At 46.1% G+C, this 19,027-nt stretch carries 23 protein-coding genes and 1 tRNA gene; 8 read left to right on the top strand and 16 right to left on the bottom strand.

Annotation, left to right across the window (positions count from 1 at the left end; all coding sequences use genetic code 11):
* Positions 1-77: 77 nt before the first annotated feature.
* Both MKZ32_RS04585 and gloB read right to left on the bottom strand, forming a co-directional pair.
* Positions 78-168 (bottom strand) — tRNA-Ser (locus tag MKZ32_RS04585).
* Positions 169-222: 54 nt separating this feature from the next.
* Positions 223-987 (bottom strand): hydroxyacylglutathione hydrolase, encoded by a 765-nt coding sequence (gene gloB, locus MKZ32_RS04580; protein ID WP_239796177.1) that lies wholly within the window; start codon positions 985-987, stop codon positions 223-225.
* A 48-nt stretch (positions 988-1,035) separates the two neighbouring features.
* On the opposite strand from gloB, the gene MKZ32_RS04575 reads away from it, so the two are divergent.
* The 5 genes from MKZ32_RS04575 (at position 1,036) to MKZ32_RS04555 (ending at position 5,275) form a co-directional block, all read left to right on the top strand.
* A complete protein-coding gene (locus MKZ32_RS04575; protein ID WP_239796176.1) occupies positions 1,036-1,776 on the top strand; it encodes a class I SAM-dependent methyltransferase in 741 nt (246 codons plus the stop codon).
* Positions 1,773-2,246, top strand: a complete 474-nt coding sequence (gene rnhA, locus MKZ32_RS04570; protein WP_239796175.1) for a ribonuclease HI — start codon at positions 1,773-1,775, stop codon at positions 2,244-2,246. Before MKZ32_RS04575 ends, rnhA begins: the two co-directional genes overlap by 4 nt.
* Positions 2,243-2,962 carry a DNA polymerase III subunit epsilon gene (dnaQ, locus tag MKZ32_RS04565; RefSeq protein WP_239796174.1) on the top strand — a complete coding sequence of 240 codons (720 nt, stop codon included), beginning with the start codon at positions 2,243-2,245 and terminating at the stop codon, positions 2,960-2,962. Before rnhA ends, dnaQ begins: the two co-directional genes overlap by 4 nt.
* A 63-nt stretch (positions 2,963-3,025) precedes the next feature.
* Positions 3,026-4,276 carry a BaiN/RdsA family NAD(P)/FAD-dependent oxidoreductase gene (locus MKZ32_RS04560; protein WP_239796173.1) on the top strand — a complete coding sequence of 417 codons (1,251 nt, stop codon included), beginning with the start codon at positions 3,026-3,028 and terminating at the stop codon, positions 4,274-4,276.
* Between the two features lie 300 nt (positions 4,277-4,576).
* Positions 4,577-5,275, top strand: coding sequence for a DUF2490 domain-containing protein (locus tag MKZ32_RS04555; RefSeq protein ID WP_239796172.1), 699 nt, complete (start codon positions 4,577-4,579; stop codon positions 5,273-5,275).
* Between the two features lie 110 nt (positions 5,276-5,385).
* On the opposite strand, the gene MKZ32_RS04550 is transcribed toward MKZ32_RS04555, so the two are convergent.
* From MKZ32_RS04550 to MKZ32_RS04510, 9 genes are all read right to left on the bottom strand, one after another.
* Entirely contained in the window at positions 5,386-6,762 is a 1,377-nt protein-coding gene (locus MKZ32_RS04550; protein WP_239796171.1) for a phosphomannomutase/phosphoglucomutase, read from the bottom strand.
* 134 nt (positions 6,763-6,896) lie between these two features.
* Positions 6,897-7,097, bottom strand: coding sequence for a zinc-finger domain-containing protein (locus MKZ32_RS04545; protein WP_239796170.1), 201 nt, complete (start codon positions 7,095-7,097; stop codon positions 6,897-6,899).
* A 10-nt stretch (positions 7,098-7,107) separates the two neighbouring features.
* A complete protein-coding gene (locus MKZ32_RS04540; RefSeq protein ID WP_239796169.1) occupies positions 7,108-8,028 on the bottom strand; it encodes a branched-chain amino acid transaminase in 921 nt (306 codons plus the stop codon).
* Positions 8,029-8,326: 298 nt separating this feature from the next.
* Positions 8,327-9,355, bottom strand: coding sequence for an N-acetyl-gamma-glutamyl-phosphate reductase (gene argC, locus MKZ32_RS04535; RefSeq protein ID WP_239796168.1), 1,029 nt, complete (start codon positions 9,353-9,355; stop codon positions 8,327-8,329).
* 271 nt (positions 9,356-9,626) lie between these two features.
* Positions 9,627-10,019 (bottom strand): 30S ribosomal protein S9, encoded by a 393-nt coding sequence (gene rpsI / locus MKZ32_RS04530; protein ID WP_173055385.1) that lies wholly within the window; start codon positions 10,017-10,019, stop codon positions 9,627-9,629.
* A gap of 2 nt (positions 10,020-10,021) precedes the next feature.
* A complete protein-coding gene (rplM, locus tag MKZ32_RS04525; RefSeq protein ID WP_239796167.1) occupies positions 10,022-10,459 on the bottom strand; it encodes a 50S ribosomal protein L13 in 438 nt (145 codons plus the stop codon).
* Between the two features lie 137 nt (positions 10,460-10,596).
* On the bottom strand, positions 10,597-11,004 hold the full coding sequence (locus MKZ32_RS04520; protein ID WP_239796166.1) for a hypothetical protein: 408 nt from the start codon (positions 11,002-11,004) through the stop codon (positions 10,597-10,599).
* A gap of 3 nt (positions 11,005-11,007) precedes the next feature.
* Entirely contained in the window at positions 11,008-11,445 is a 438-nt protein-coding gene (locus tag MKZ32_RS04515; RefSeq protein WP_239796165.1) for a Panacea domain-containing protein, read from the bottom strand.
* 80 nt (positions 11,446-11,525) lie between these two features.
* A complete protein-coding gene (locus MKZ32_RS04510) occupies positions 11,526-12,401 on the bottom strand; it encodes an IS1 family transposase (RefSeq protein WP_239796164.1) in 876 nt (291 codons plus the stop codon).
* A gap of 122 nt (positions 12,402-12,523) precedes the next feature.
* Here MKZ32_RS04510 and MKZ32_RS04505 point away from each other — a divergent pair, with 122 nt between their 5' ends.
* Genes MKZ32_RS04505 through MKZ32_RS04495 form a run of 3 tightly spaced genes read left to right on the top strand, consistent with a single transcriptional unit; the run spans position 12,524 to position 14,451 of the window.
* Positions 12,524-12,820 (top strand): type II toxin-antitoxin system RelE/ParE family toxin, encoded by a 297-nt coding sequence (locus MKZ32_RS04505; protein WP_239796163.1) that lies wholly within the window; start codon positions 12,524-12,526, stop codon positions 12,818-12,820.
* A 15-nt stretch (positions 12,821-12,835) separates the two neighbouring features.
* Positions 12,836-13,960: a HigA family addiction module antitoxin gene (locus MKZ32_RS04500; RefSeq protein WP_239796162.1), complete on the top strand. Its 1,125-nt coding sequence runs from the start codon at positions 12,836-12,838 to the stop codon at positions 13,958-13,960.
* 11 nt (positions 13,961-13,971) lie between these two features.
* Positions 13,972-14,451: a hypothetical protein gene (locus MKZ32_RS04495; RefSeq protein ID WP_239796161.1), complete on the top strand. Its 480-nt coding sequence runs from the start codon at positions 13,972-13,974 to the stop codon at positions 14,449-14,451.
* Here the strand turns inward: MKZ32_RS04495 and MKZ32_RS04490 are convergent.
* The 5 genes from MKZ32_RS04490 to folC form a co-directional block, all read right to left on the bottom strand.
* Positions 14,448-14,657: a histone H1 gene (locus MKZ32_RS04490; RefSeq protein ID WP_239796160.1), complete on the bottom strand. Its 210-nt coding sequence runs from the start codon at positions 14,655-14,657 to the stop codon at positions 14,448-14,450. The two genes, MKZ32_RS04495 and MKZ32_RS04490, sit on opposite strands and share 4 nt — an antisense overlap.
* A gap of 215 nt (positions 14,658-14,872) precedes the next feature.
* Positions 14,873-16,393 (bottom strand): amidophosphoribosyltransferase, encoded by a 1,521-nt coding sequence (purF, locus tag MKZ32_RS04485; RefSeq protein ID WP_239796159.1) that lies wholly within the window; start codon positions 16,391-16,393, stop codon positions 14,873-14,875.
* Between the two features lie 16 nt (positions 16,394-16,409).
* A complete protein-coding gene (locus MKZ32_RS04480; RefSeq protein ID WP_239796158.1) occupies positions 16,410-16,910 on the bottom strand; it encodes a CvpA family protein in 501 nt (166 codons plus the stop codon).
* Between the two features lie 2 nt (positions 16,911-16,912).
* Entirely contained in the window at positions 16,913-17,530 is a 618-nt protein-coding gene (locus MKZ32_RS04475; RefSeq protein WP_239796157.1) for an SPOR domain-containing protein, read from the bottom strand.
* Positions 17,530-18,879 carry a bifunctional tetrahydrofolate synthase/dihydrofolate synthase gene (folC, locus tag MKZ32_RS04470; RefSeq protein WP_239796156.1) on the bottom strand — a complete coding sequence of 450 codons (1,350 nt, stop codon included), beginning with the start codon at positions 18,877-18,879 and terminating at the stop codon, positions 17,530-17,532. Before folC ends, MKZ32_RS04475 begins: the two co-directional genes overlap by 1 nt.
* Positions 18,880-19,027: the final 148 nt, after the last annotated feature.

The raw sequence follows: 19,027 nt of genomic DNA, 5'->3' as shown, positions 1-19,027 counted from the left end.
TTACTAAAAAAATAATATGGGCAGAAACATGGGCAGTTAAATAAAATGACGTGCAAGCCTTGCTATACCTATAGCACTGGCGGAGAAGGCGGGATTCGAACCCGCGTTAAGATATTATCCTAAACACGCTTTCCAGGCGTGCGACTTAAACCGCTCATCCACCTCTCCGAAGGCCGCGCAGGATAAACCAGAAAGGGGTTTATCGCAATCTAAAATAATTTTTTAGAAATTATTTTTTAAGGTGCGCAGGGCAGTAAAGATACTGGTTTCATCGGTCTCTTTAATTTGTGTCATGCGTAATGTGGTGGCGATGACGCTTGGCTCAGCACAGCGCAAAAAAGGGTTGGTGTCTTTTTCCAGGGCAATAGTCGACGGTAACGTTGGATGCCCGGCAGCGCGTAACGCCTGTACATCTGCTTGACGTTGTTTGAGCCGAGCATTGTCGGGTTCGCAGACTAATGCGAAGCGGATGTTAGCCTCGGTATATTCATGTCCGCAATATACTTTTGTTTCATCAGGCAAATTTGCCAACCGTTGCAAGGAATAGAATAATTGCGTAGCTGTTCCTTCAAATAATCTACCACAGCCACAACCGAACAGGGTGTCGCCGCAAAATACAGCGCCAGCGCCCAGATAAGCGATATGTCCGTGGGTATGACCAGGGATATCCATAACACTCAGTTTTATTTTTAATTCCGGAATTTCAATTACATCACCTTCGCCGAGCATATGACTGATGCAGGGGATATTTTCAAGCTGTGGCCCATACACAGGCACGTTGTATAATTCAACAAGTTTGCGAACGCCACCGACGTGATCATTGTGATGATGAGTACACAGGATGGCGGTGAGTTTGAGCTTATGTAGATTGAGATAAGCCAGCACCGGCGCTGCGTCGCCCGGATCGACCACTACCACATGTTGGTGGTCGTGTAGCATCCAGATGTAGTTGTCCTTGAATGCCGGGATGGGAATAATATTGAACATGGAAATGTCCGTTTTTTATTTGGCTATACTCGAGTGAAAGAGTATTGCATGTCAACCACAAATACGCTGAATGATTGGTTCGCCACGCCCCCAGGAAAATATTTGCTGGAGTGCGAGCAAGCATTGTTTGATCACAGTGTGACTGACATTTTTGGCTTCAATGCGCTGCAACTCGGGCTGGCCGAGCATAATTTTCTACGTGCCAGTCGTATGCCATTACGCGCCGTAGTGGGAAACGAGGCCGGGGTGCAAGTACGGCTAGATATGGATGAATTGCCATTCGGATGCAGTAGCTTGGATTTAGTGCTTCTGCCGCATGTACTGGAATTCAATGCCCATCCTCATCAAATTTTACGTGAGGTTGAGCGTGTATTAAGGCCTGAAGGAAATGTCATCATTAGCGGTTTCAATCCGCGTAGCCTGTGGGGGGCTCGGCGTGTGTTGGGTTCGCAGACGAATTTCCCCTGGCGTGGAGATTTTATTGCTTTGTCGCGATTGAAGGATTGGCTGGCATTGCTGGGATTTGAGGTGGTAACGGGGCGTTTTGCCTGTTACGCACCACCGCTCACCAATCCAAATTGGCTTAACCGCTTTAATTTTATGGAGCCAGCCGGGGACCGCTGGTGGGCGGTGTGGGGCGGAGTGTATTTTTTGCAGGCGATTAAGCATGTGCCGGGAATGAACCTGATCAAGCCAAAATGGAACGAGGGACTAGTTGGCAAGCTGTTACCGGCAACACCTAAGCTGAATAGAGAAATATCGCAGTGTAAAAAAACGGAGCCCGAATGAGCGAACTTGTAACAGTAAGTGAAGATATAGTAGAAATTTATACGGATGGGGCTTGCAAGGGGAACCCCGGCGTGGGCGGCTGGGGCGCGCTGTTACAGATTATGGGCAAAGAGCGCGAGCTATGTGGTGGCGAAGCGCATACAACCAACAATCGAATGGAGTTGCTGGCCGCGATCCGCGCGCTGGAGGCATTGAAACGGCCGTGCCGGGTGGTCCTGCATACCGATTCAAAATATGTGCAGCAAGGTATTAGTATCTGGGTGCATAACTGGAAGCAGCGTGGCTGGAAGACTGCCGACAAAAAACCGGTCAAAAATGAAGACTTGTGGCGCACGCTGGATGAACTAGCAAACAAACATCATGTTCAGTGGGTGTGGATAAAAGGACATGCTGGACATGATGGGAACGAGCGTGCGGATGAATTAGCCAATCGCGGGATTGAGCAACTTTTGAATGAAAGCATGAAATGAGACAAATCGTGTTGGATACCGAAACCACTGGCCTCGATCCAGGGAAAGGCCACCGCATCATTGAACTGGCGGCTATCGAATTATGCAACCGCAAAGTTTCTGATCGACGTTTTCACCGCTATCTCAACCCGGAACGCGAAATTGATACGGGAGCGGCGGAGATACATGGCCTGACGCTGGAGCGTCTGCAGGACGAACCGAAATTTGCTGAAATTGCACCAGCGCTGCTCGAGTTCATCAGCGGTGCGGAACTCATCATTCACAATGCGCCGTTTGATATCGGGTTCCTCAATAAGGAGCTGGAACGTAGCGGGCTGCCTGTATTGAATAACTATTGTGTGAGCGTCATTGACACACTGAAGCTGGCCAAGGAGTTGCATCCCGGCAAGAAAAATAATCTGAACGCCTTGTGTGACCGTTACCAGATAGATAATTCTCATCGCACCTTGCATGGCGCGCTATTGGATACCGAGTTGTTGGCAGAGGTTTATCTGTCCATGACGCGCGGACAGAAAAGTTTGCTGGATGATGGGAGCAATGAACAGAAAGAAGAGCCGATCATAGTTTTTGCAGATTTATCGCGTTTGAAACTGCGTGTGCTGCCTGCTAGCACTGATGAATTGACGCAACACGCGCAACAGTTGACCGATATTGAAAAAGCCAGCAAAGGCGCATGTCTGTGGAAACAATTGGAGCTTTTGGAGGTGCAGCCGTGATACATAATGTTAGAAGCATGGCCAAGCTGACAGGCTGTTGATAGCGGCTAGTTGTCTGTTGCGATGAGTGTCAATGTGGATGTATTGATCATCGGTGCCGGCGCAGCGGGCATGATGTGCGCCATCGGGGCTGCACGTCGAGGGCGTTCTGTGCTGTTACTTGATCATTCTAAAAAACTGGCAGAAAAAATTCGCATCTCCGGCGGTGGCCGCTGCAACTTCACCAATTTGTACGCCAAACCGGAAAATTACTTATCTGGCAATCCGCATTTTTGTCGCTCCGCATTGGCGCGCTACACCCCCCAACATTTCATCACATGGCTTAATCAACAAGGCATCGGTTATCACGAAAAAAAACTCGGGCAACTGTTTTGTGACGAAGGATCGACAGCCATTATTGCGATGCTAAAAAACGAATGCGATGCAGCGGGTGTACGTTGGCTTATGTCTTGCGAAGTGCATAAGGTTGAGCGCCTCTTTCCCTCTTTCCCGCAAGCAGGAGAGGGGCCAGAAGTAAAAGACAATATGCGTTCATCCACCGAACGATTTAGTTGCAATACCAATCATGGCTCATTTCGTGCGCAGTCCTTGGTGATTGCCAGCGGTGGCTTGTCTATTCCCAAGATTGGCGCAACACCGTTTGGTTACCAAGTCGCGCAACAATTCGACATTCCCATGACCAAACTCAAGCCGGGGTTAGTACCATTAAGTTTTCATCCCGATGATTGGGCGCCTTATGTTGGTCTCGCCGGAATTTCCGTGGATGCGGTGGTAAGTTATGGTGAACAGATTTTTCGCGAAAATCTCCTTTTTACCCATCGCGGCCTTAGTGGCCCCTCCATCTTGCAAATCTCCTCTTATTGGGAAGCGGGCCAGCCGCTGCACATTAATTTGCTGCCGGATCATGACACACTGAAATTGTTCGCGCAGCAGCGAGACAGTCGCATGTTGCTGAGCAATTTTTTTGCGCAATATTTACCCAAACGATTTATTGAAACATGGTGTGCCCAGTTGGCCGGGAATAATCTTTCCGGTAACATGCCAATTAACCAATATTTGGATAAGGAGATCGCTGCACTTGCCACCAAATTGCATAATTGGCAAATTACGCCTAGCGGCACATTGGGCTATACCAAGGCAGAAGTTACCTGCGGGGGTGTTGACACCCATGCCTTATCGTCTAAAACCATGGAAGCCCATGAGGTGAACGGTCTGTATTTTATCGGAGAAGTGGTTGATGTAACAGGTCAGCTAGGCGGTTACAACTTTCAGTGGGCATGGTCATCTGGTTATGCTGCCGGTCAATATTGCTGAACTTTTGATGGTTGTATTTGTACTGTAGAAGGTGATGATGGCTGTACATCAGGAAAAACAATGCCGTTACGAAAACGGGGCTGCATTCATTGCTAGTTAGCGTCTACATTCAAATTTAGATACTCAGCTCCAATAAGAGTTTAGTTATGTCACCGTTCGGATAAGGTAAAGGGAAAGGCTGCCTAAAGTTGAATAAAGTTAAGCATCTAAAAAAATTAGAATTTTTTTCAGCTAGTTAGATTAAATTTTTGATACAAAATATTCTATGGCGAGAGGAACACAGTGCTAAATAAAATAAATATGTCTACCGCATTAACAATATCTGGCTTATTACTTTCTGGCCCAGTTATTGCCGCAAAAGATATAAACGACTTCCAAACATGGGGCACTGCAACGGCGGTTGGTAGCCTAGAGAATGTCAATCCGGCATTAAAGAATTTCAAATACTGGGCAGAATTCCAAGGGCGTTTTGGCGATGACACGTCGCGCTTTTCTCAAGCTATCATTCGTCCAGGGATAGGATATGCAATTAACAATACGACTAGCGTTTGGGTGGGTTATGCATTGGTTCCCACTGCAGAACCATTTTCCAAAACGACATTCAACGAACGAAGATTCTGGCAACAATTATTATGGAACAATAAATTTTCATTTGGATCAGTCACCAGCCGAAGTCGCTTGGAAGAACGTTTAGCACCTCGTTTGGGTGATGATACCGCTATACGTTTTCGGCAAATGTTTAAAGTATCTGTACCACTGGCTGCTGCTCCAGCTTATAGCGTAGTGGCTAGCGATGAATATTTTCTAAATCTCAACAATAACGATTGGGGGCCTCATAAAGGATTCGATCAAAACAGAGCGTTCATAGGGATAGGCTATAATTTTAATAAAGAAATTAAATCTGAAATCGGCTATATGAATCAATATATTAACCGGCCACTTACTTCAGTAAACCGGAACGATCATATTTTATCGATTAATTTTTATTTCAATTATTAACTTCGGTAGTTTTAAGCACGCCCACCCTATACAAAAAGTACAGCTGAATGCCGCTTAAAGTCAAAAATATTCCGCATCACGCGAGGTATTTTCAACCCAAGAAATTCGCATCAGAATGGTAGTTGTAAACTTGGATTGGCATTCAGCAACACGCGGCGAAAATCTTGCTTAATTCTGGTGAGCGCTTCCTCATTATCTGCTTCAAAGCGTAATACAACCACTGGCGTTGTATTACTGGATCGTATTAAGCCAAAACCGTCGGCATATTCCACGCGCAGGCCATCTATGGTGATAATGTCCTGTACATTAGTAAATTTTGCATCCTTCTGCAACTGTGCGACCAATGCGTAGTTCTCTCCTTCCTTTAGCTTAATTTGCAGTTCCGGTGTATTAATTGAATTGGGCAGGCCATTCAGCAGGCCATTTGCATCTGACTGTTTGCTCAAGCATTCGAGCAAACGGGCACCCGCATACAAACCGTCATCGAAGCCATACCATCGTTCCTTGAAGAATATATGGCCACTCATTTCCCCTGCCAGCAATGCGCCGCATTCCTTCATTTTTGTCTTGATGAAGGAATGGCCGGTTTTCCAGAGTATAGGTTTACCACCATGTTGTGTGATCCAGCCAAACAGCTTGCGCGTGGATTTAACGTCGAAGATAATTTCTGCACCAGGATTGCGCGCCAGCACATCGGCGGCGAACAGCATTAACTGCCTGTCTGGAAAAATGATGTTGCCATTTTTAGTGACGACGCCCAAGCGATCACCGTCGCCATCGAAGGCTAAGCCCAGTTCGCTATCATTGCTGGAGAGTGCATGAATCAGATCTTGCAAATTTTCCGGTTGTGAAGGATCAGGATGATGGTTAGGGAAATTGCCATCTACTTCGCAAAACAGTTCCGTGACAGTACAGCCTAACTGGCGATACAAATTGGCGGCAAAATCCCCGGCCACGCCATTGCCGCAATCGACCGTGATCTTCATGGGCCGTGCCAATTTGATGTCGGAAACGATGCGTGCAATATATACGGGGCCTATATCGTATTGCGAGTAAGCACCTGCACCATGACTGAGATTATTGTGCTCAATACGTGTGCGTAAAGCTTGAATGCTATCACCGGAGAGCGTCTCGCCTCCCAGTACCATTTTCAGTCCATTGTAATCGGGGGGGTTGTGGCTACCAGTAATCATAACTGCAGAATGCGTGTCCAGGTGATACGCTGCAAAATACACCATGGGCGTAGCAACACGCCCAACATCAATAACATTGATGCCACTCTTCTGAATACCACGTGCTAAAGCGGCGGCAAATTCTATGCCAGACAGACGTCCGTCGCGACCAATTGCGATCGTGTGCTGGCCACGTGCTTTGGCTTCTGAGCCGATAGCATGGCCAATAATCTCGATAATTTCCTGAGTCAGTGATTTACCGACAATGCCGCGAATATCGTAGGCCTTAAAAATTTCTTTAGGTAAGTTTTGCATGGTTTCACTCAATAAATTAGATAGGAATGTATGCATAACGCTATCAAGGATAACGGAACAGTGTGAGAGAAAATGCTCGATCCTGATGTGATCAACTTAAAGCGCCCTATGATTTTGCGCTTAGCGGGAATTTTTTAGTGATGTCCTTTAGGTAACTCACCCTTGAACTTGTATAGTGTGCCGCAATAGGGACAGCGCGCTTCACCGATCTTGTCGACTGGGATGACCACTCTGGGATGTGCATTCCATAGGCTCGTATTAGGCATAGGACAATAAAGCGGCAAATCTGTGGCGGTCACTTCGATATAGCGTAGCTTGGCATGTTCGGTTTGCATGTAATTCCCTTTAAACGTGTGCCAACCAATCGGCATATTGCGGATTTTTTCCACTGACACAATCAAAAAACAACGCTTGCAGGCGCGTTGTGATCGGGCCGCGCGTACCATTGCCTATAGTACGATTATCCAGCTCGCAGATCGGTGTAACTTCGGCCGCAGTACCCGTAAAGAAAGCCTCGTCGGCACAATATACCTCATCGCGCGTGATGCGTTTTTCGATCAGCTGCATACCAAGATCAGCCGCCAGTGTGATTATAGAGTCGCGCGTGATGCCCTCTAAGCAGGAAGTCAGGTCAGGTGTATACAGCTTACCTTTTTTCACAATAAAGATATTCTCGCCCGCTCCTTCCGCTACATAGCCATCCACGTCCAGTAGCAGCGCCTCGTCATAGCCATCGTGCGCTACTTCTTGATGGGCCAGAATAGAGTTGGTGTAAGTACCGACTGATTTGGAACGGCACATATTAATGTTTACGTGGTGGCGGGTGAAACTGGAAGTTTTTACACGAATCCCTTTTTCCATTCCCTCGACACCAAGATACGCGCCCCATGGCCAAGCCGCAACGGCGACATGGGTGCTAATAGCAGTGGCGGCGATTCCCATAGCTTCCGAGCCATAGAACACAATGGGCCGAATGTAACAGGACTCCAGATTATTAGCGCGTACTACTTCACATTGCGCCTCCATCAAAGTTTCTTTGTCGAATGGCATCTTCATCTTGAAGATATAGGCTGAATTGAACAGGCGGTCGGTATGATCTTTCAGGCGGAAAATTGCCGTGCCCTCAGTAGTTTTATATGCACGTACACCTTCAAACACTCCCATACCATAGTGCAGTGTATGCGTCAGTACGTGTGTTGTGGCATCTCGCCAAGGCACGAGTTTGCCGTCATACCAGATAAAACCGTCGCGGTCAGCCATAGACATGGTTGAATTTCCTTAAGAGTATTACAAAGACCGCAATTCTAACGTTTTCCGTATACTTTATGAAGCGATAGTATTTTTCAAAAATGAAATAACTGAGATTCAAAAAAACGAGATTTTCAGATGGCATCCTGAATTTTGCGAGCTTTTTGCCATTAAATAAGTTTAACAAATGGCTATTACGTTTTGTTAAACTCAAAACGGAGGTGTCAAATGATGCAAAGAATACCGAAAGCGATGTGCAGCTATAATCCATTACTTATAACCCACTTCAACTTACCCCAAATTGAATTAATGCATTCTAAGGCAGCAAAGGGATGCTGGTCAGCGCTGTTGTTTCAAGTAAGCCGAACATAATGTTCATATTCTGTACCGCTTGACCGGCCGCACCTTTGACCAGATTATCAATTATTGACAATACAACCACAGTATTACCTTGTTGCGGCCGGTGTACCGCGATACGGCAGCAATTCGAACCGCGTACCGTACGCGTTTCCGGATGGCTACCGGCTGGCATTACATCCACAAATGTCTCATTGGCGTAACGCTGTTCATATAGCGCTTGCAGGTCGGCATCGCATTGTATGCGCGCATATAATGTGGCATGGATACCGCGTATCATCGGAGTAAGATGTGGCACAAAGGTCAGACCAATTTCCTGTTGTGCCGCTCGCGCGAGTCCTTGACTAATTTCTGGTAAATGGCGATGCCCAGATACACCATAAGCTTTGAAATTGTCCGCTGCCTCGGAAAACATGATGCTAACCTCTGCCTTTCGCCCCGCGCCAGACACACCTGATTTCGCGTCGGCAATCAAGCTATTGCAATCCACAATCCCCGCTTCCAATAACGGAAGAAAGCCGAGCTGCACAGCGGTTGGATAGCACCCCGGGTTGGCCACTAGCCGTGCATGTTTTATCTGTTCGCGATTGCTCTCTGGCAGACCATATATTGCTTCAGGAACCAGATCAGGGCAGGCGTGTCTCATACCATACCATTTTTCCCAAACCGCCACGTCTTGAATACGAAAATCCGCCGCTAAATCTATTATCCGTACACCTGCGTCAAGCAATGCGCGTGCATGATGCATGGCAATGCCATTGGGTGTAGCAAAGAACACCAAGTCACATTGATCCAGATGTGCTTCATCTTGGTGGGTAAAACATAAATCTACATAGCCACGCAAGCTGGGAAACAGCTGGCTGACTGGCATTCCTTGGTCGGCGCGCGAGGTAATGGCGCGCAACTCCACTTGCGGATGTTGTGCCAGTAGCCGCAACAGCTCGACTCCCGTATAACCTGTTCCTCCGACGATGCCAACTTTGATCACTTCTTTCCCCTATTTTGCGTTATCTATGGCAAATACATCGTAGCAGCTATTATTCCTGTGAAGGCGGTCGATAGTGCCATACCAATCGAAATTTCGCCATCACGAAGATACAGGGTCAAAGATTACAGCCTGTTCCGCGCGCACTCAAACTGTCAGGGCATTGTTCCGGTTTATGAAGCGCTCAACTGTTTGCCAACTATTTATTGACGAAATAGTACAACGAAAATGAAAAACCGCCCAAAGGCGGCTTTTCCAAACACTCCAAATACGCTTAACGCTTGGAGAATTGCTTGCGGCGGCGCGCCTTGCGCAAACCAACTTTTTTACGCTCAACTTCACGCGCATCGCGGGTAACGAGTCCAGCTTTGCTCAACATTGGCTTCAAGCTCGCATCAAAATCTATCAGAGCACGAGTGATGCCATGACGCACCGCCCCAGCTTGGCCAGATTCACCACCTCCACACACGTTTACCATAATATCGAATTTGTTAAGCATGTCGGTCAGTTCCAGCGGCTGACGCACTATCATGCGACCAGTTTCTCTCGAAAAAAATATATCGAGTGGCTTATCATTTACCACGATATCGCCCTTGCCTGGTTTAATGAATACACGAGCTACTGCGCTCTTGCGGCGACCGGTGCCATAGTTGTAAGTCACGTTCATGATTAAGCTTTCAATAGATCAATAGGTTTAGGTTGCTGCGCCAAATGTGGATGTTCAGCACCACCATAAATCTTAAGCTTGCGCAACATGGCATAGCCTAACGGGCCTTTTGGCAGCATACCTTTGACCGCTTTTTGCAGCACGCGGTCTGGATGACGTTCCTGCAACTTGATAAAATTAGTTGTATAAATTCCGCCAGGATAGCCAGTGTGACGGTGATAGACCTTGTCTTTCGCCTTGTTGCCGGTAACGCGCAGCTTTTCAGCATTAACCACGACAATAAAGTCGCCCGTATCCACGTGCGGTGTATATATCGCCTTATGTTTGCCCCGTAGACGGGCTGCAATTTGGCTAGCTAAACGACCTAAAATCTTGTCGGCAGCATCTACCAAATACCAGTCATGCTGGACTTCATGGGGCTTAGCTGAAAATGTTTTCATGGCGCTTCCTAAAACAAAAAATAGTAAACTTCGAAGGGCGCGAATTTTATGTTAAAAGACTAGCCCCTGTCAAACAAATTCAATCCTCGGTAGTGTCTCAGTTTGAAATTCCAAAAAAAACCCGCCGAAGCGGGATTTTAATGATTGTATAAAGTAAAGTCGCTGTCAAACCAAAGAACATAAAAAATATCTCTAGTTCTATACCCAACCATTGGCTTCATTCCGTGAAAGCGAAGAGCGATAAAATGGTCAACATCCTCTGTTATGAATTTAGGCATTGGGGCCTTGATGCTTTTTCTTGCTATCTTCTCAGTTCCAAGTGCATGTTTGTCGGCATTTTTAATATCTATCCATGGCAAATTTTTTCGACGAAATACTGCATCCGCAAATTTAGCTTTATGCTCTTGATCTAAACCGGACAAGCAATACTTACCAAGAGCCAGCTTCTCAAGTGAAAATATAGGTGGTTTCTGATCATAATTAATTGGTTCTGTTGGCGGTGGAATATGACCGCTTTTTTTACGATCCGGGCGCTTGATCTTCACTATTTAGCTGTTGATTCGTGTCTTGAAATACGACTTCATGGATTCTAATGAAATAACACCGGCATCTGCTTCCCGCTCTTTCCATGGCAACTCTTCGTGGGTCATGTTGCGCAATGTCCAGCCAGAGTATTGATTGAATACTGAATATATTTCATCCAAAAAAGCTTTTGTTTCCTCATCAAATCTGGTGAGATCAATATCGGCTGAACAAGGAATGGCACCAGAGCCATAAATCTTAAATTTTTGATAAAGCTCAGGGATAACAGGCCCGTGTGTCCAAGCTGCTATAGGCTCATTAAACAAAGGGGCGTCAAATATAGCGAGGTGAAACCCTTGCGCGTAATACACAAGTTTTTGTAATTTAAGGTTTGATATCGTGTCGCCAGATTCAGTGTCTTGCTGCGCAAGAAAGTAATCTGCAACTTGGAAGCAGCTAATCATAACGGCAGCTTTCTAATCTGGAGGGATGCCCTTACAGTAAGGTGAATCATCCATTGTGTCAACAAGGCACAGACACATTCTTAACCTTTCTTTTTGTATGTTCCGCGCTTCATTGGTATAGGGTCAGTAACAAGCGCTGCGATATCTGAAATTTCCCAAAGCTTTTCACTTACCCCCGCAGCCATTGCAGGCGTAGTGCGTAGCGATTTATGAATTCTTACAAAGTTGTAGTGCATGAAGTGCAACGCAACCATGTGTTCAAGATTCTCAATCTTTTTACTAAAACCGTTTGTCAGACGAGTGAAGCGGCGCATAGACATTCTCATTGTTAAATTCTGACGTTCAACATGACTAGTGCAAATGTGTTTAACATCTGGATCGCCCATTTTTATGCGCTTTTCTGAGCCTGTAAATTCTGACGGGCTATAACGTCTAGCATCGGTTTTTGTTATGCCTTCCGAGCCATAGATTTTAACCAGTTGCGCAAAGTCTATATCTGCCCCAAAAGCGCCTTCAACCGCATCCACATAAGCCTTTAATCCGTCGGTGGTTAATTGCACACGTCCAGCCAAACGAGAGGCTAAATCACTTATAAACGCTTCCGCATATTCTACTGTACGGCTTCCGACCATAAACGAGGGAACCAGCTTTGTAACTGGGTCAATCGCTGTCCACGTCCAAACGTCGCCATAGCCTAGAACACCCTCATTTTCGGGTGCTACATTCTTTTGTTTGCAGTAGCAAAATGACCATATTTCATCGCACTGGATGCGCTTGCATGTGAGATTGCGCATCGCGTTGTCTTGATATTCGCTACAAGCAACACCAACATCTATAAGTAATTTGGTAACGGTATTTATTGAACAGTCCGCAATGCGAGAGGTAGCGCGCATAGAATTGCCTTCAACCAACAGATTTATTATTTGTGTGCGTTTTTCTATTGTTAGGGCATTCATGTTGTTCTTTGCTGTCAATATTGAAACTGAATTATATATACATACTAAGCATTTGTATACTATATTTACACATAGTGTAAATATATATATACCAGATAACCAAGCATTGATATACTGCCCATATGGAAATAATTTTTGAAGAAGACTCGCTAAAGAAACTGGAAGAAGACCTATCCTACGATGCAGGCTTTGAGCGATCTATAGTTAAATCTTTTAGGATGTTGATTCAATATATAAGGGCGGCTCAAGATGAGAGAGCCTTCTACAATATGAAGTCATTGCACTATGAAAAGCTTAAAGGCACTTTGGATGGATTGCATTCAATGCGATTGAATAAAAAATGGCGCTTGATACTTAAATTAAGAAAGGAAGGTTCAAGTAAGTGGGTAGTTGTTATATCAATAAGTGACTACCACTGATACGAGGAGATAGAAATGAACAAAGCAGCAGAGATATTTTCACCTGGTGAATTTTTGGCGGCAGAACTGGAAGCGAGAGAATGGTCTCAGATAGAATTTTCTGAAATTATCGGACGTCCCACGACTTTAGTTAGCGGCATTATTACCGGTAAGAAGCAAATCACACCTGATACAGCTATTCAGCTAGGCGACGCTTTGGGTACTGGCCCCGAAGTTTGGATGAATCTTGAAAGCCAATATCAGTTATTCAAGGTAAGAGATAAGGCAGTCAATACAATATCCCGTAAAGCAAAACTATATGAAAAATTTCCTGTAAGAGAAATGATAAAAAGAGGCTGGGTTGAGGCGGCTGATAACATTGAAATATTAGAGCAGCAATTTAAGAAGTTTTTTAATATTTCTGACTTGGAGACATCTCCAGTATTTTCGCATTCCGCTAAAAAAACAAATGCACATGATGGCATTACTCCAAAACAGCTTGCATGGCTTTATCGCGCCAAGATGTTGGCCTCGTCACAAGTGACGAAAAAATACGATGCAATTGCACTAAGCAATTCAATCCCAAAATTAAGCGCACTACTTGCAGCGCCCGAAGAAACAAGGCATGTTTCAAAAATTTTGACGGAGTGCGGGGTTAAATATGTCATTGTTGAACCTTTTCCCGGCTCGAAAATTGATGGCGCATGTTTTTGGTTGGACAATGGTCAGCCAGTAATAGCCTTGTCTTTGCGTCTAGATAGAATTGATATTTTTTGGTTCGTATTGCGCCATGAAATTGAACATGTTTTACAGGGGCACGGCAAGGAAGTGGGTTACATTTTAGATTCGGACTCAGAGGAACAAAACTTAGATGTAATAGTGGAGGAGGAAAACATTGCAAACTTAGCAGGTGATGATTTTTGTGTCCCCAAAAAAGAACTGGAAAATTTTTATGCTCGAGTATTTCCTCTTTTTAGTGAGCATAAAGTCAAGATGTTTGCTCAACGTCTTGGCATTCATATGGGGATTGTTGTTGGTCAGCTTCAAAAAAGATTGGACAGGCATGATTATCTAAGAGGTAAAGGCTATCAGGTAAAAATTCGCAACCATGCAACTATTGGCGCGCTAACCGATGGCTGGGGCTTCGTGGAAAATAACTAAGGAAAATTCATATGTCAGCATATTCAAACGCAGTAAAGGAATACATAGACCGCTATAAAATGGAGGTTGATGACAGCCCCTTGATTGACCCGCATAATTTAGCGGCTTGGGCTTATCAAAATGGCTTGCACAAACCAAGCACAAAAACAATTATTGATTTAATTGCTAAAGATATTGCTCAGCTCTTCCGAGAAGAATATAGAACCGATCAATATGGAAGAAGATATAGGGCAAAACATGCGGTTATAAAGAAACAAGGCAATAAGACACTGTCATTGTGGGCGGATATGGATGATGTTAATGCACCACATTCTCATTTTCAGAAATCTATAGCACAAAGACGCTCGCAAATAGTTGGAGACTGCTACCAGCTAAAAACTGATGCTGATGTATATAACGATAAAAGGAAATCTCCTGAGCCAATACAGGTTGTTTTGGACTTTACGGTCGACGTTGAAGAATTACAAATGCCTTTTGATAAGGCTGCTTAATCTACCTTATGCCACCTAACGCTGGCAGCCAATTTAGCTATTTCACTGCGTTGTTCCGCAGTTAATTTTTCCGCGCGAGCAACGCCACCTTTCAACCCATCAAGCCGTCTCTTATCTGCGGCGGTTTGATTCGTTTCTGGTGGCGGTGGGGTTACAGGCTCATCACCTACAGCTTCATCCACAATGCGTTTGGCAAGCTGATTCATGTCTAAGTTTTTAGGTCTTTTATTCATGCCTGTATGATAGCATTGATAAAAACAAGTTCAACTTAGTTGAATTTCAAACTGAGACACTACCCAATCCTCGGTTTCAGTATCAAGGAAAATTGTTATTTTTATAACATGTTCTTTCTGGCACTTTGAGTTCAATCAGATTGGTCGTTCGAAAAACTGATAACTCAACCTCTGAACAGCAATTCTGCTTACGGGTTAGCGACTAAATCAAGATCAAGCTGGCTGACATCATCGTCCGTATTTACCTTGCCATTTTCACGCGCCGCTTCAATTTCATCGAGATACTCTGATGTGACATCTCCAGTGATGTAATCACCATCAAAACATGAAGCATCGAAGTACTGAATATCCTGATTCGTCTTGCGCACTGCCGCTTTGAGATCATCAAGATCCTGATAAATCAATCTGTCTGCACCGATTTCACGGCAAATTTCTTCATCACTGCGACCGGTGGCAATCAGCTCTTTGCGACTCGGCATGTCTATGCCATACACATTAGGGAAACGTACCGGTGGGGCGGCGGAGGCGAAATACACCTTGCGCGCTCCGGCATCACGCGCCATTTGAACAATTTCACGGCTCGTGGTACCCCGTACGATGGAATCATCTACCAACAGGACATTTTTACCCTTAAATTCCACGCTAATTGCATTTAGTTTCTGGCGCACCGATTTTTTCCGCATTGCCTGTCCCGGCATGATGAATGTACGCCCAATATAACGATTTTTCACGAAACCTTCACGAAATGAGATACCCAAACGATTAGCCAATTGCAAGGCACTAGGACGGCTGGAATCAGGAATGGGAATAACGACATCAATATCGTGTTGCTGCCATTCGCGGGTAATTTTGTCGGCCAGGTTTTCACCCATATTCAAGCGTGTCTCATATACCGAAATCCCATTGATCACCGAATCCGGACGCGCCAGATAAACATACTCAAAAATGCATGGATTAAGTGTTGGATTTTCTGCACATTGCTGACTGTGAAAGTTTCCATCAAAGTCAACAAATACCGCTTCACCTGGTGCAATATCGCGGAGAAACTTAAAGCCTAGCGTATCCAATGCCACGCTTTCCGAAGCAATCAAATATTCCGTGCCATTTTCAGTTTGATGGCTACCCAATACCAGTGGCCGGATGCCATAAACATCGCGGAACGCCAGCAGGCCATAACCCGCAATCATTGCCACCACAGCATAAGCACCGCGGCAGCGACGATGTACCCCGGATACGGCGTCAAAGATATTTTTAATATCAAGACGATAGCGCATTGTGGAATTGGCTTGTAACTCATGCGCAAGCACATTGAGCAGCACTTCCGAATCAGAATTGGTGTTGACATGACGCCTGTCTTCCAGAAACAATTCTTGCTGCAATTGCTCGGTATTGGTCAAATTGCCGTTATGTCCAAGCACAATGCCGAATGGCGAATTGACATAAAATGGCTGTGCTTCATTGTGATCGAGGGCGGAACCCGCAGTAGGATAGCGCACATGAGCTATGCCCGCATTGCCGCGCAACGCTCGCATGTTACGCGTTCGAAACACATCGCGTACCAGGCCATTACCCTTGTGCAAGTGAAAGGTATTTCCTTCAATAGTGGCAATACCGGCGGCATCCTGCCCGCGATGCTGCAACACTAACAAGCCATCATATAGAACTTGATTGGCCGATGTTTGCGCGACAACGCCTAGAATGCCACACATGTTTTAACCCCAATATTCATTTTCTCAATCCAAAATGCACACGGCGCGCCACGCTATCTGGCAACCAGACCAAGCTAGCTAGAGCCATACTTTCTAATGGCTTACTTAACTTCGCCTCGCGCCAAAACGGCTTTTTCGGCAAATCAGTCAACCCCGCTAGCAGAACCAACATCAGCACTAATAGCATGCCACGTAGCATGCCAAATAGACTGCCGAATAGGCCGTCTATCCAACCGAGGCCGGTGAACTTAATTAATTTCGATAACAACCATATCACGATACCACTCACGATCAAGGTCGCCACAAACAGCAAGATAAAAGCAACCGTGACCTTAATCGCATCTATCCCAAGCTCTGCCGGCATTAACGCTGCCAAATTTACTGCCTGCCAACGTGCCACCGCGTAAGCTGCCACCCAACCGAGTAGCGACAACACCTCATACACAAAGCCGCGCCACCATCCCAGCAACACCGACCATACGGCAATTATAATGACAGTATAATCAAACCACGTCATGCCTAATACGCTGGACTTACCGTCGGTTTCAGCCCTTGCGCCTCCAGCTTTTTGTAGATATTGTCTGCAGCTTCACGCGTGGCATAAGGACCGGCGCGTACGCGGATTTTGTTACCTACCTTCTCGGTATAAACTTTGATATTTTGTTCATTCAATTTTTTCTGCCATTGGTGCGCGGTGTCGGCATTTGCAAATGCGCCAACCTGCACCACAAAACCAGAGTGTGGCGTGATTTTCCTGTTCTCTATGTGAATCTCCCCAACAGACTTAACTTCAGACTTGACTGGAGCAAGCTTACTTTCAATCGTTTGCGATGCCGCGACTACCTGTTCTTTAATGACAGGTAGGCTGGGCACAGCTGAAACAGGAACAGCAACCGGTGAAGAAACCGCAAGAACGGAGACAGGCGCTGACGGCATGCCCATCTTGGGCATGAACTCACCCACCTTATCTTTGTCCGGAATGCGCAACTCAATATCCTGGCCCCCTAACTTGGGTTCGCTATCCAACACCATGGGCAGTAGCACCACAATTACGATGACAAGTGCCACTGCGCCAATCAACCGACGTCTTGCTCGACGCTTCAGACTGACTTCATCATCCATCAGTTGCTTTGCCATTATGTATCTCCGCGCAAATCAAAGCGTAGCGCAGACTGCGCACGCATCACTTCCGCTACTGTATAGAATGAACCGAATGCTATAATTCTATCATTTTCGACAGCCTCATTACAGGCATGCTGTAGCGCATCTGTTACTGTGACAAACGTCAACACTGCACTTTTTACTCTCTCGGCATATAGCACTCTGGATAATTCTGCGGCCGTTGCACCGCGTGACGCGGCTATGCCAGCCACTAACCAGACATCCACTTGCCCCTTGAGCGCACGCGCAACACTGGCCATATCCTTGTCCTTAAGCATGGCGAACACTGCGAAAGTCTTGTGGCAAGGCGGCAAGTCGGCCAAATTTCGCGCCAGAGAGCGCGCCGCCTGGGGATTGTGCGCCACATCCAAAATCAGCATCGGCCTGCCGGGTACAACCTGAAAACGACCTGGCAACACTACCTCGACCAAGCCTCGCCGTACCGCCGCCATACTCACCGGCAATTTATTCTTAAGCGCATCCAGCGCCGCCAATGCGGCGCTGGCATTGTGCAATTGAAATGCTCCACGCAAAGCAGGATAGGGCAAGGCGCTGCGAGTACCACTCACACCATGATAATTCCACTGTTGCGCACCTGCCGTGAAACTAAATTGCTCACCCAGACACCAAAGCTGCGCGCCGACATGCTGTGCCTGCGCACGGATCGTAATAGGCACATCCATATCGCCAAACACCGCCACTTTCCCAACACGAAAAATTCCCGCCTTCTCATATGCAATATGTTCACGCGTATCACCAAGATACTCCATATGATCCAAATCTATGCTGGTAACCACCGCACAATCATGGTCGAACACATTAACCGCATCCAGCCGTCCACCCAGACCCACTTCCAGTATCGCCACCTCTACCGCTTGATCGATAAAACATTGCATCGCAGCCAGCGTGCCAAACTCGAAATAGGTTAACGAAATTTCTGATAATTCATCATTGCCCTGCAAGCTGGCATCCATGTTTTGCAAAGGTGGAACCGCACGCGCCTGCTCTACTCGCTCGAATGCTGCACACAGCACCGCATCACTGGCCTGCCGCTGGCCGATACGGACGCGTTCGTTGTAATCCAGCAAGTGAGGCGAAGTGTAGCAACCAACACGATAACCTGCCGCGTGCAGCATGCTTTCAAGCATTGCGCACACTGAACCTTTGCCGTTAGTACCGCCGACAACAATAACCGGAAAAGTTGGGTTAAGTCCCAGCCGCTGTTTAACTTTTGCAACACGCTCAAGACCCAGTTCAATAGCTTTGGGATGCTTGGTCTCAAGATAGGCGAGCCAGTCGCTCAATGCGCTATGCTCATCCAACATAACGACCTAACTTTTGGTTTTTTGCGGATTTGTATGGGAAATTTCTCATGCCGGTATACGTGTGAACAATTTTAGCCGCAAATAATTCGTCATCAAACAACACAAAATATCTACTCTGTCGGCCAAGCTTAAATTCCGGCTAAGCTTT

Source organism: Candidatus Nitrotoga arctica (genome assembly GCF_918378365.1).
Classification (GTDB): domain Bacteria; phylum Pseudomonadota; class Gammaproteobacteria; order Burkholderiales; family Gallionellaceae; genus Nitrotoga; species Nitrotoga arctica.
Note: the sequence above shows the minus strand (reverse complement) of the source record. Positions and strands in the feature narration are given on the sequence as shown.

Bases quoted from the DNA above. Each gene is read 5' to 3' on its own strand.
- gloB (WP_239796177.1), bottom strand. From the start codon at position 987: ATGTTCAATATTATTCCCATCCCGGCATTCAAGGACAACTACATCTGG.
- MKZ32_RS04575 (WP_239796176.1), top strand. From the start codon at position 1,036: ATGTCAACCACAAATACGCTGAATGATTGGTTCGCCACGCCCCCAGGA.
- rnhA (WP_239796175.1), top strand. From the start codon at position 1,773: ATGAGCGAACTTGTAACAGTAAGTGAAGATATAGTAGAAATTTATACG.
- dnaQ (WP_239796174.1), top strand. From the start codon at position 2,243: ATGAGACAAATCGTGTTGGATACCGAAACCACTGGCCTCGATCCAGGG.
- MKZ32_RS04560 (WP_239796173.1), top strand. From the start codon at position 3,026: ATGAGTGTCAATGTGGATGTATTGATCATCGGTGCCGGCGCAGCGGGC.
- MKZ32_RS04555 (WP_239796172.1), top strand. From the start codon at position 4,577: ATGTCTACCGCATTAACAATATCTGGCTTATTACTTTCTGGCCCAGTT.
- MKZ32_RS04550 (WP_239796171.1), bottom strand. From the start codon at position 6,762: ATGCAAAACTTACCTAAAGAAATTTTTAAGGCCTACGATATTCGCGGC.
- MKZ32_RS04545 (WP_239796170.1), bottom strand. From the start codon at position 7,097: ATGCAAACCGAACATGCCAAGCTACGCTATATCGAAGTGACCGCCACA.
- MKZ32_RS04540 (WP_239796169.1), bottom strand. From the start codon at position 8,028: ATGTCTATGGCTGACCGCGACGGTTTTATCTGGTATGACGGCAAACTC.
- rpsI (WP_173055385.1), bottom strand. From the start codon at position 10,019: ATGAACGTGACTTACAACTATGGCACCGGTCGCCGCAAGAGCGCAGTA.
- rplM (WP_239796167.1), bottom strand. From the start codon at position 10,459: ATGAAAACATTTTCAGCTAAGCCCCATGAAGTCCAGCATGACTGGTAT.
- MKZ32_RS04515 (WP_239796165.1), bottom strand. From the start codon at position 11,445: ATGATTAGCTGCTTCCAAGTTGCAGATTACTTTCTTGCGCAGCAAGAC.
- MKZ32_RS04510 (WP_239796164.1), bottom strand. From the start codon at position 12,401: ATGAATGCCCTAACAATAGAAAAACGCACACAAATAATAAATCTGTTG.
- MKZ32_RS04505 (WP_239796163.1), top strand. From the start codon at position 12,524: ATGGAAATAATTTTTGAAGAAGACTCGCTAAAGAAACTGGAAGAAGAC.
- MKZ32_RS04500 (WP_239796162.1), top strand. From the start codon at position 12,836: ATGAACAAAGCAGCAGAGATATTTTCACCTGGTGAATTTTTGGCGGCA.
- MKZ32_RS04495 (WP_239796161.1), top strand. From the start codon at position 13,972: ATGTCAGCATATTCAAACGCAGTAAAGGAATACATAGACCGCTATAAA.
- MKZ32_RS04490 (WP_239796160.1), bottom strand. From the start codon at position 14,657: ATGAATCAGCTTGCCAAACGCATTGTGGATGAAGCTGTAGGTGATGAG.
- purF (WP_239796159.1), bottom strand. From the start codon at position 16,393: ATGTGTGGCATTCTAGGCGTTGTCGCGCAAACATCGGCCAATCAAGTT.
- MKZ32_RS04480 (WP_239796158.1), bottom strand. From the start codon at position 16,910: ATGACGTGGTTTGATTATACTGTCATTATAATTGCCGTATGGTCGGTG.
- MKZ32_RS04475 (WP_239796157.1), bottom strand. From the start codon at position 17,530: ATGGCAAAGCAACTGATGGATGATGAAGTCAGTCTGAAGCGTCGAGCA.
- folC (WP_239796156.1), bottom strand. From the start codon at position 18,879: ATGTTGGATGAGCATAGCGCATTGAGCGACTGGCTCGCCTATCTTGAG.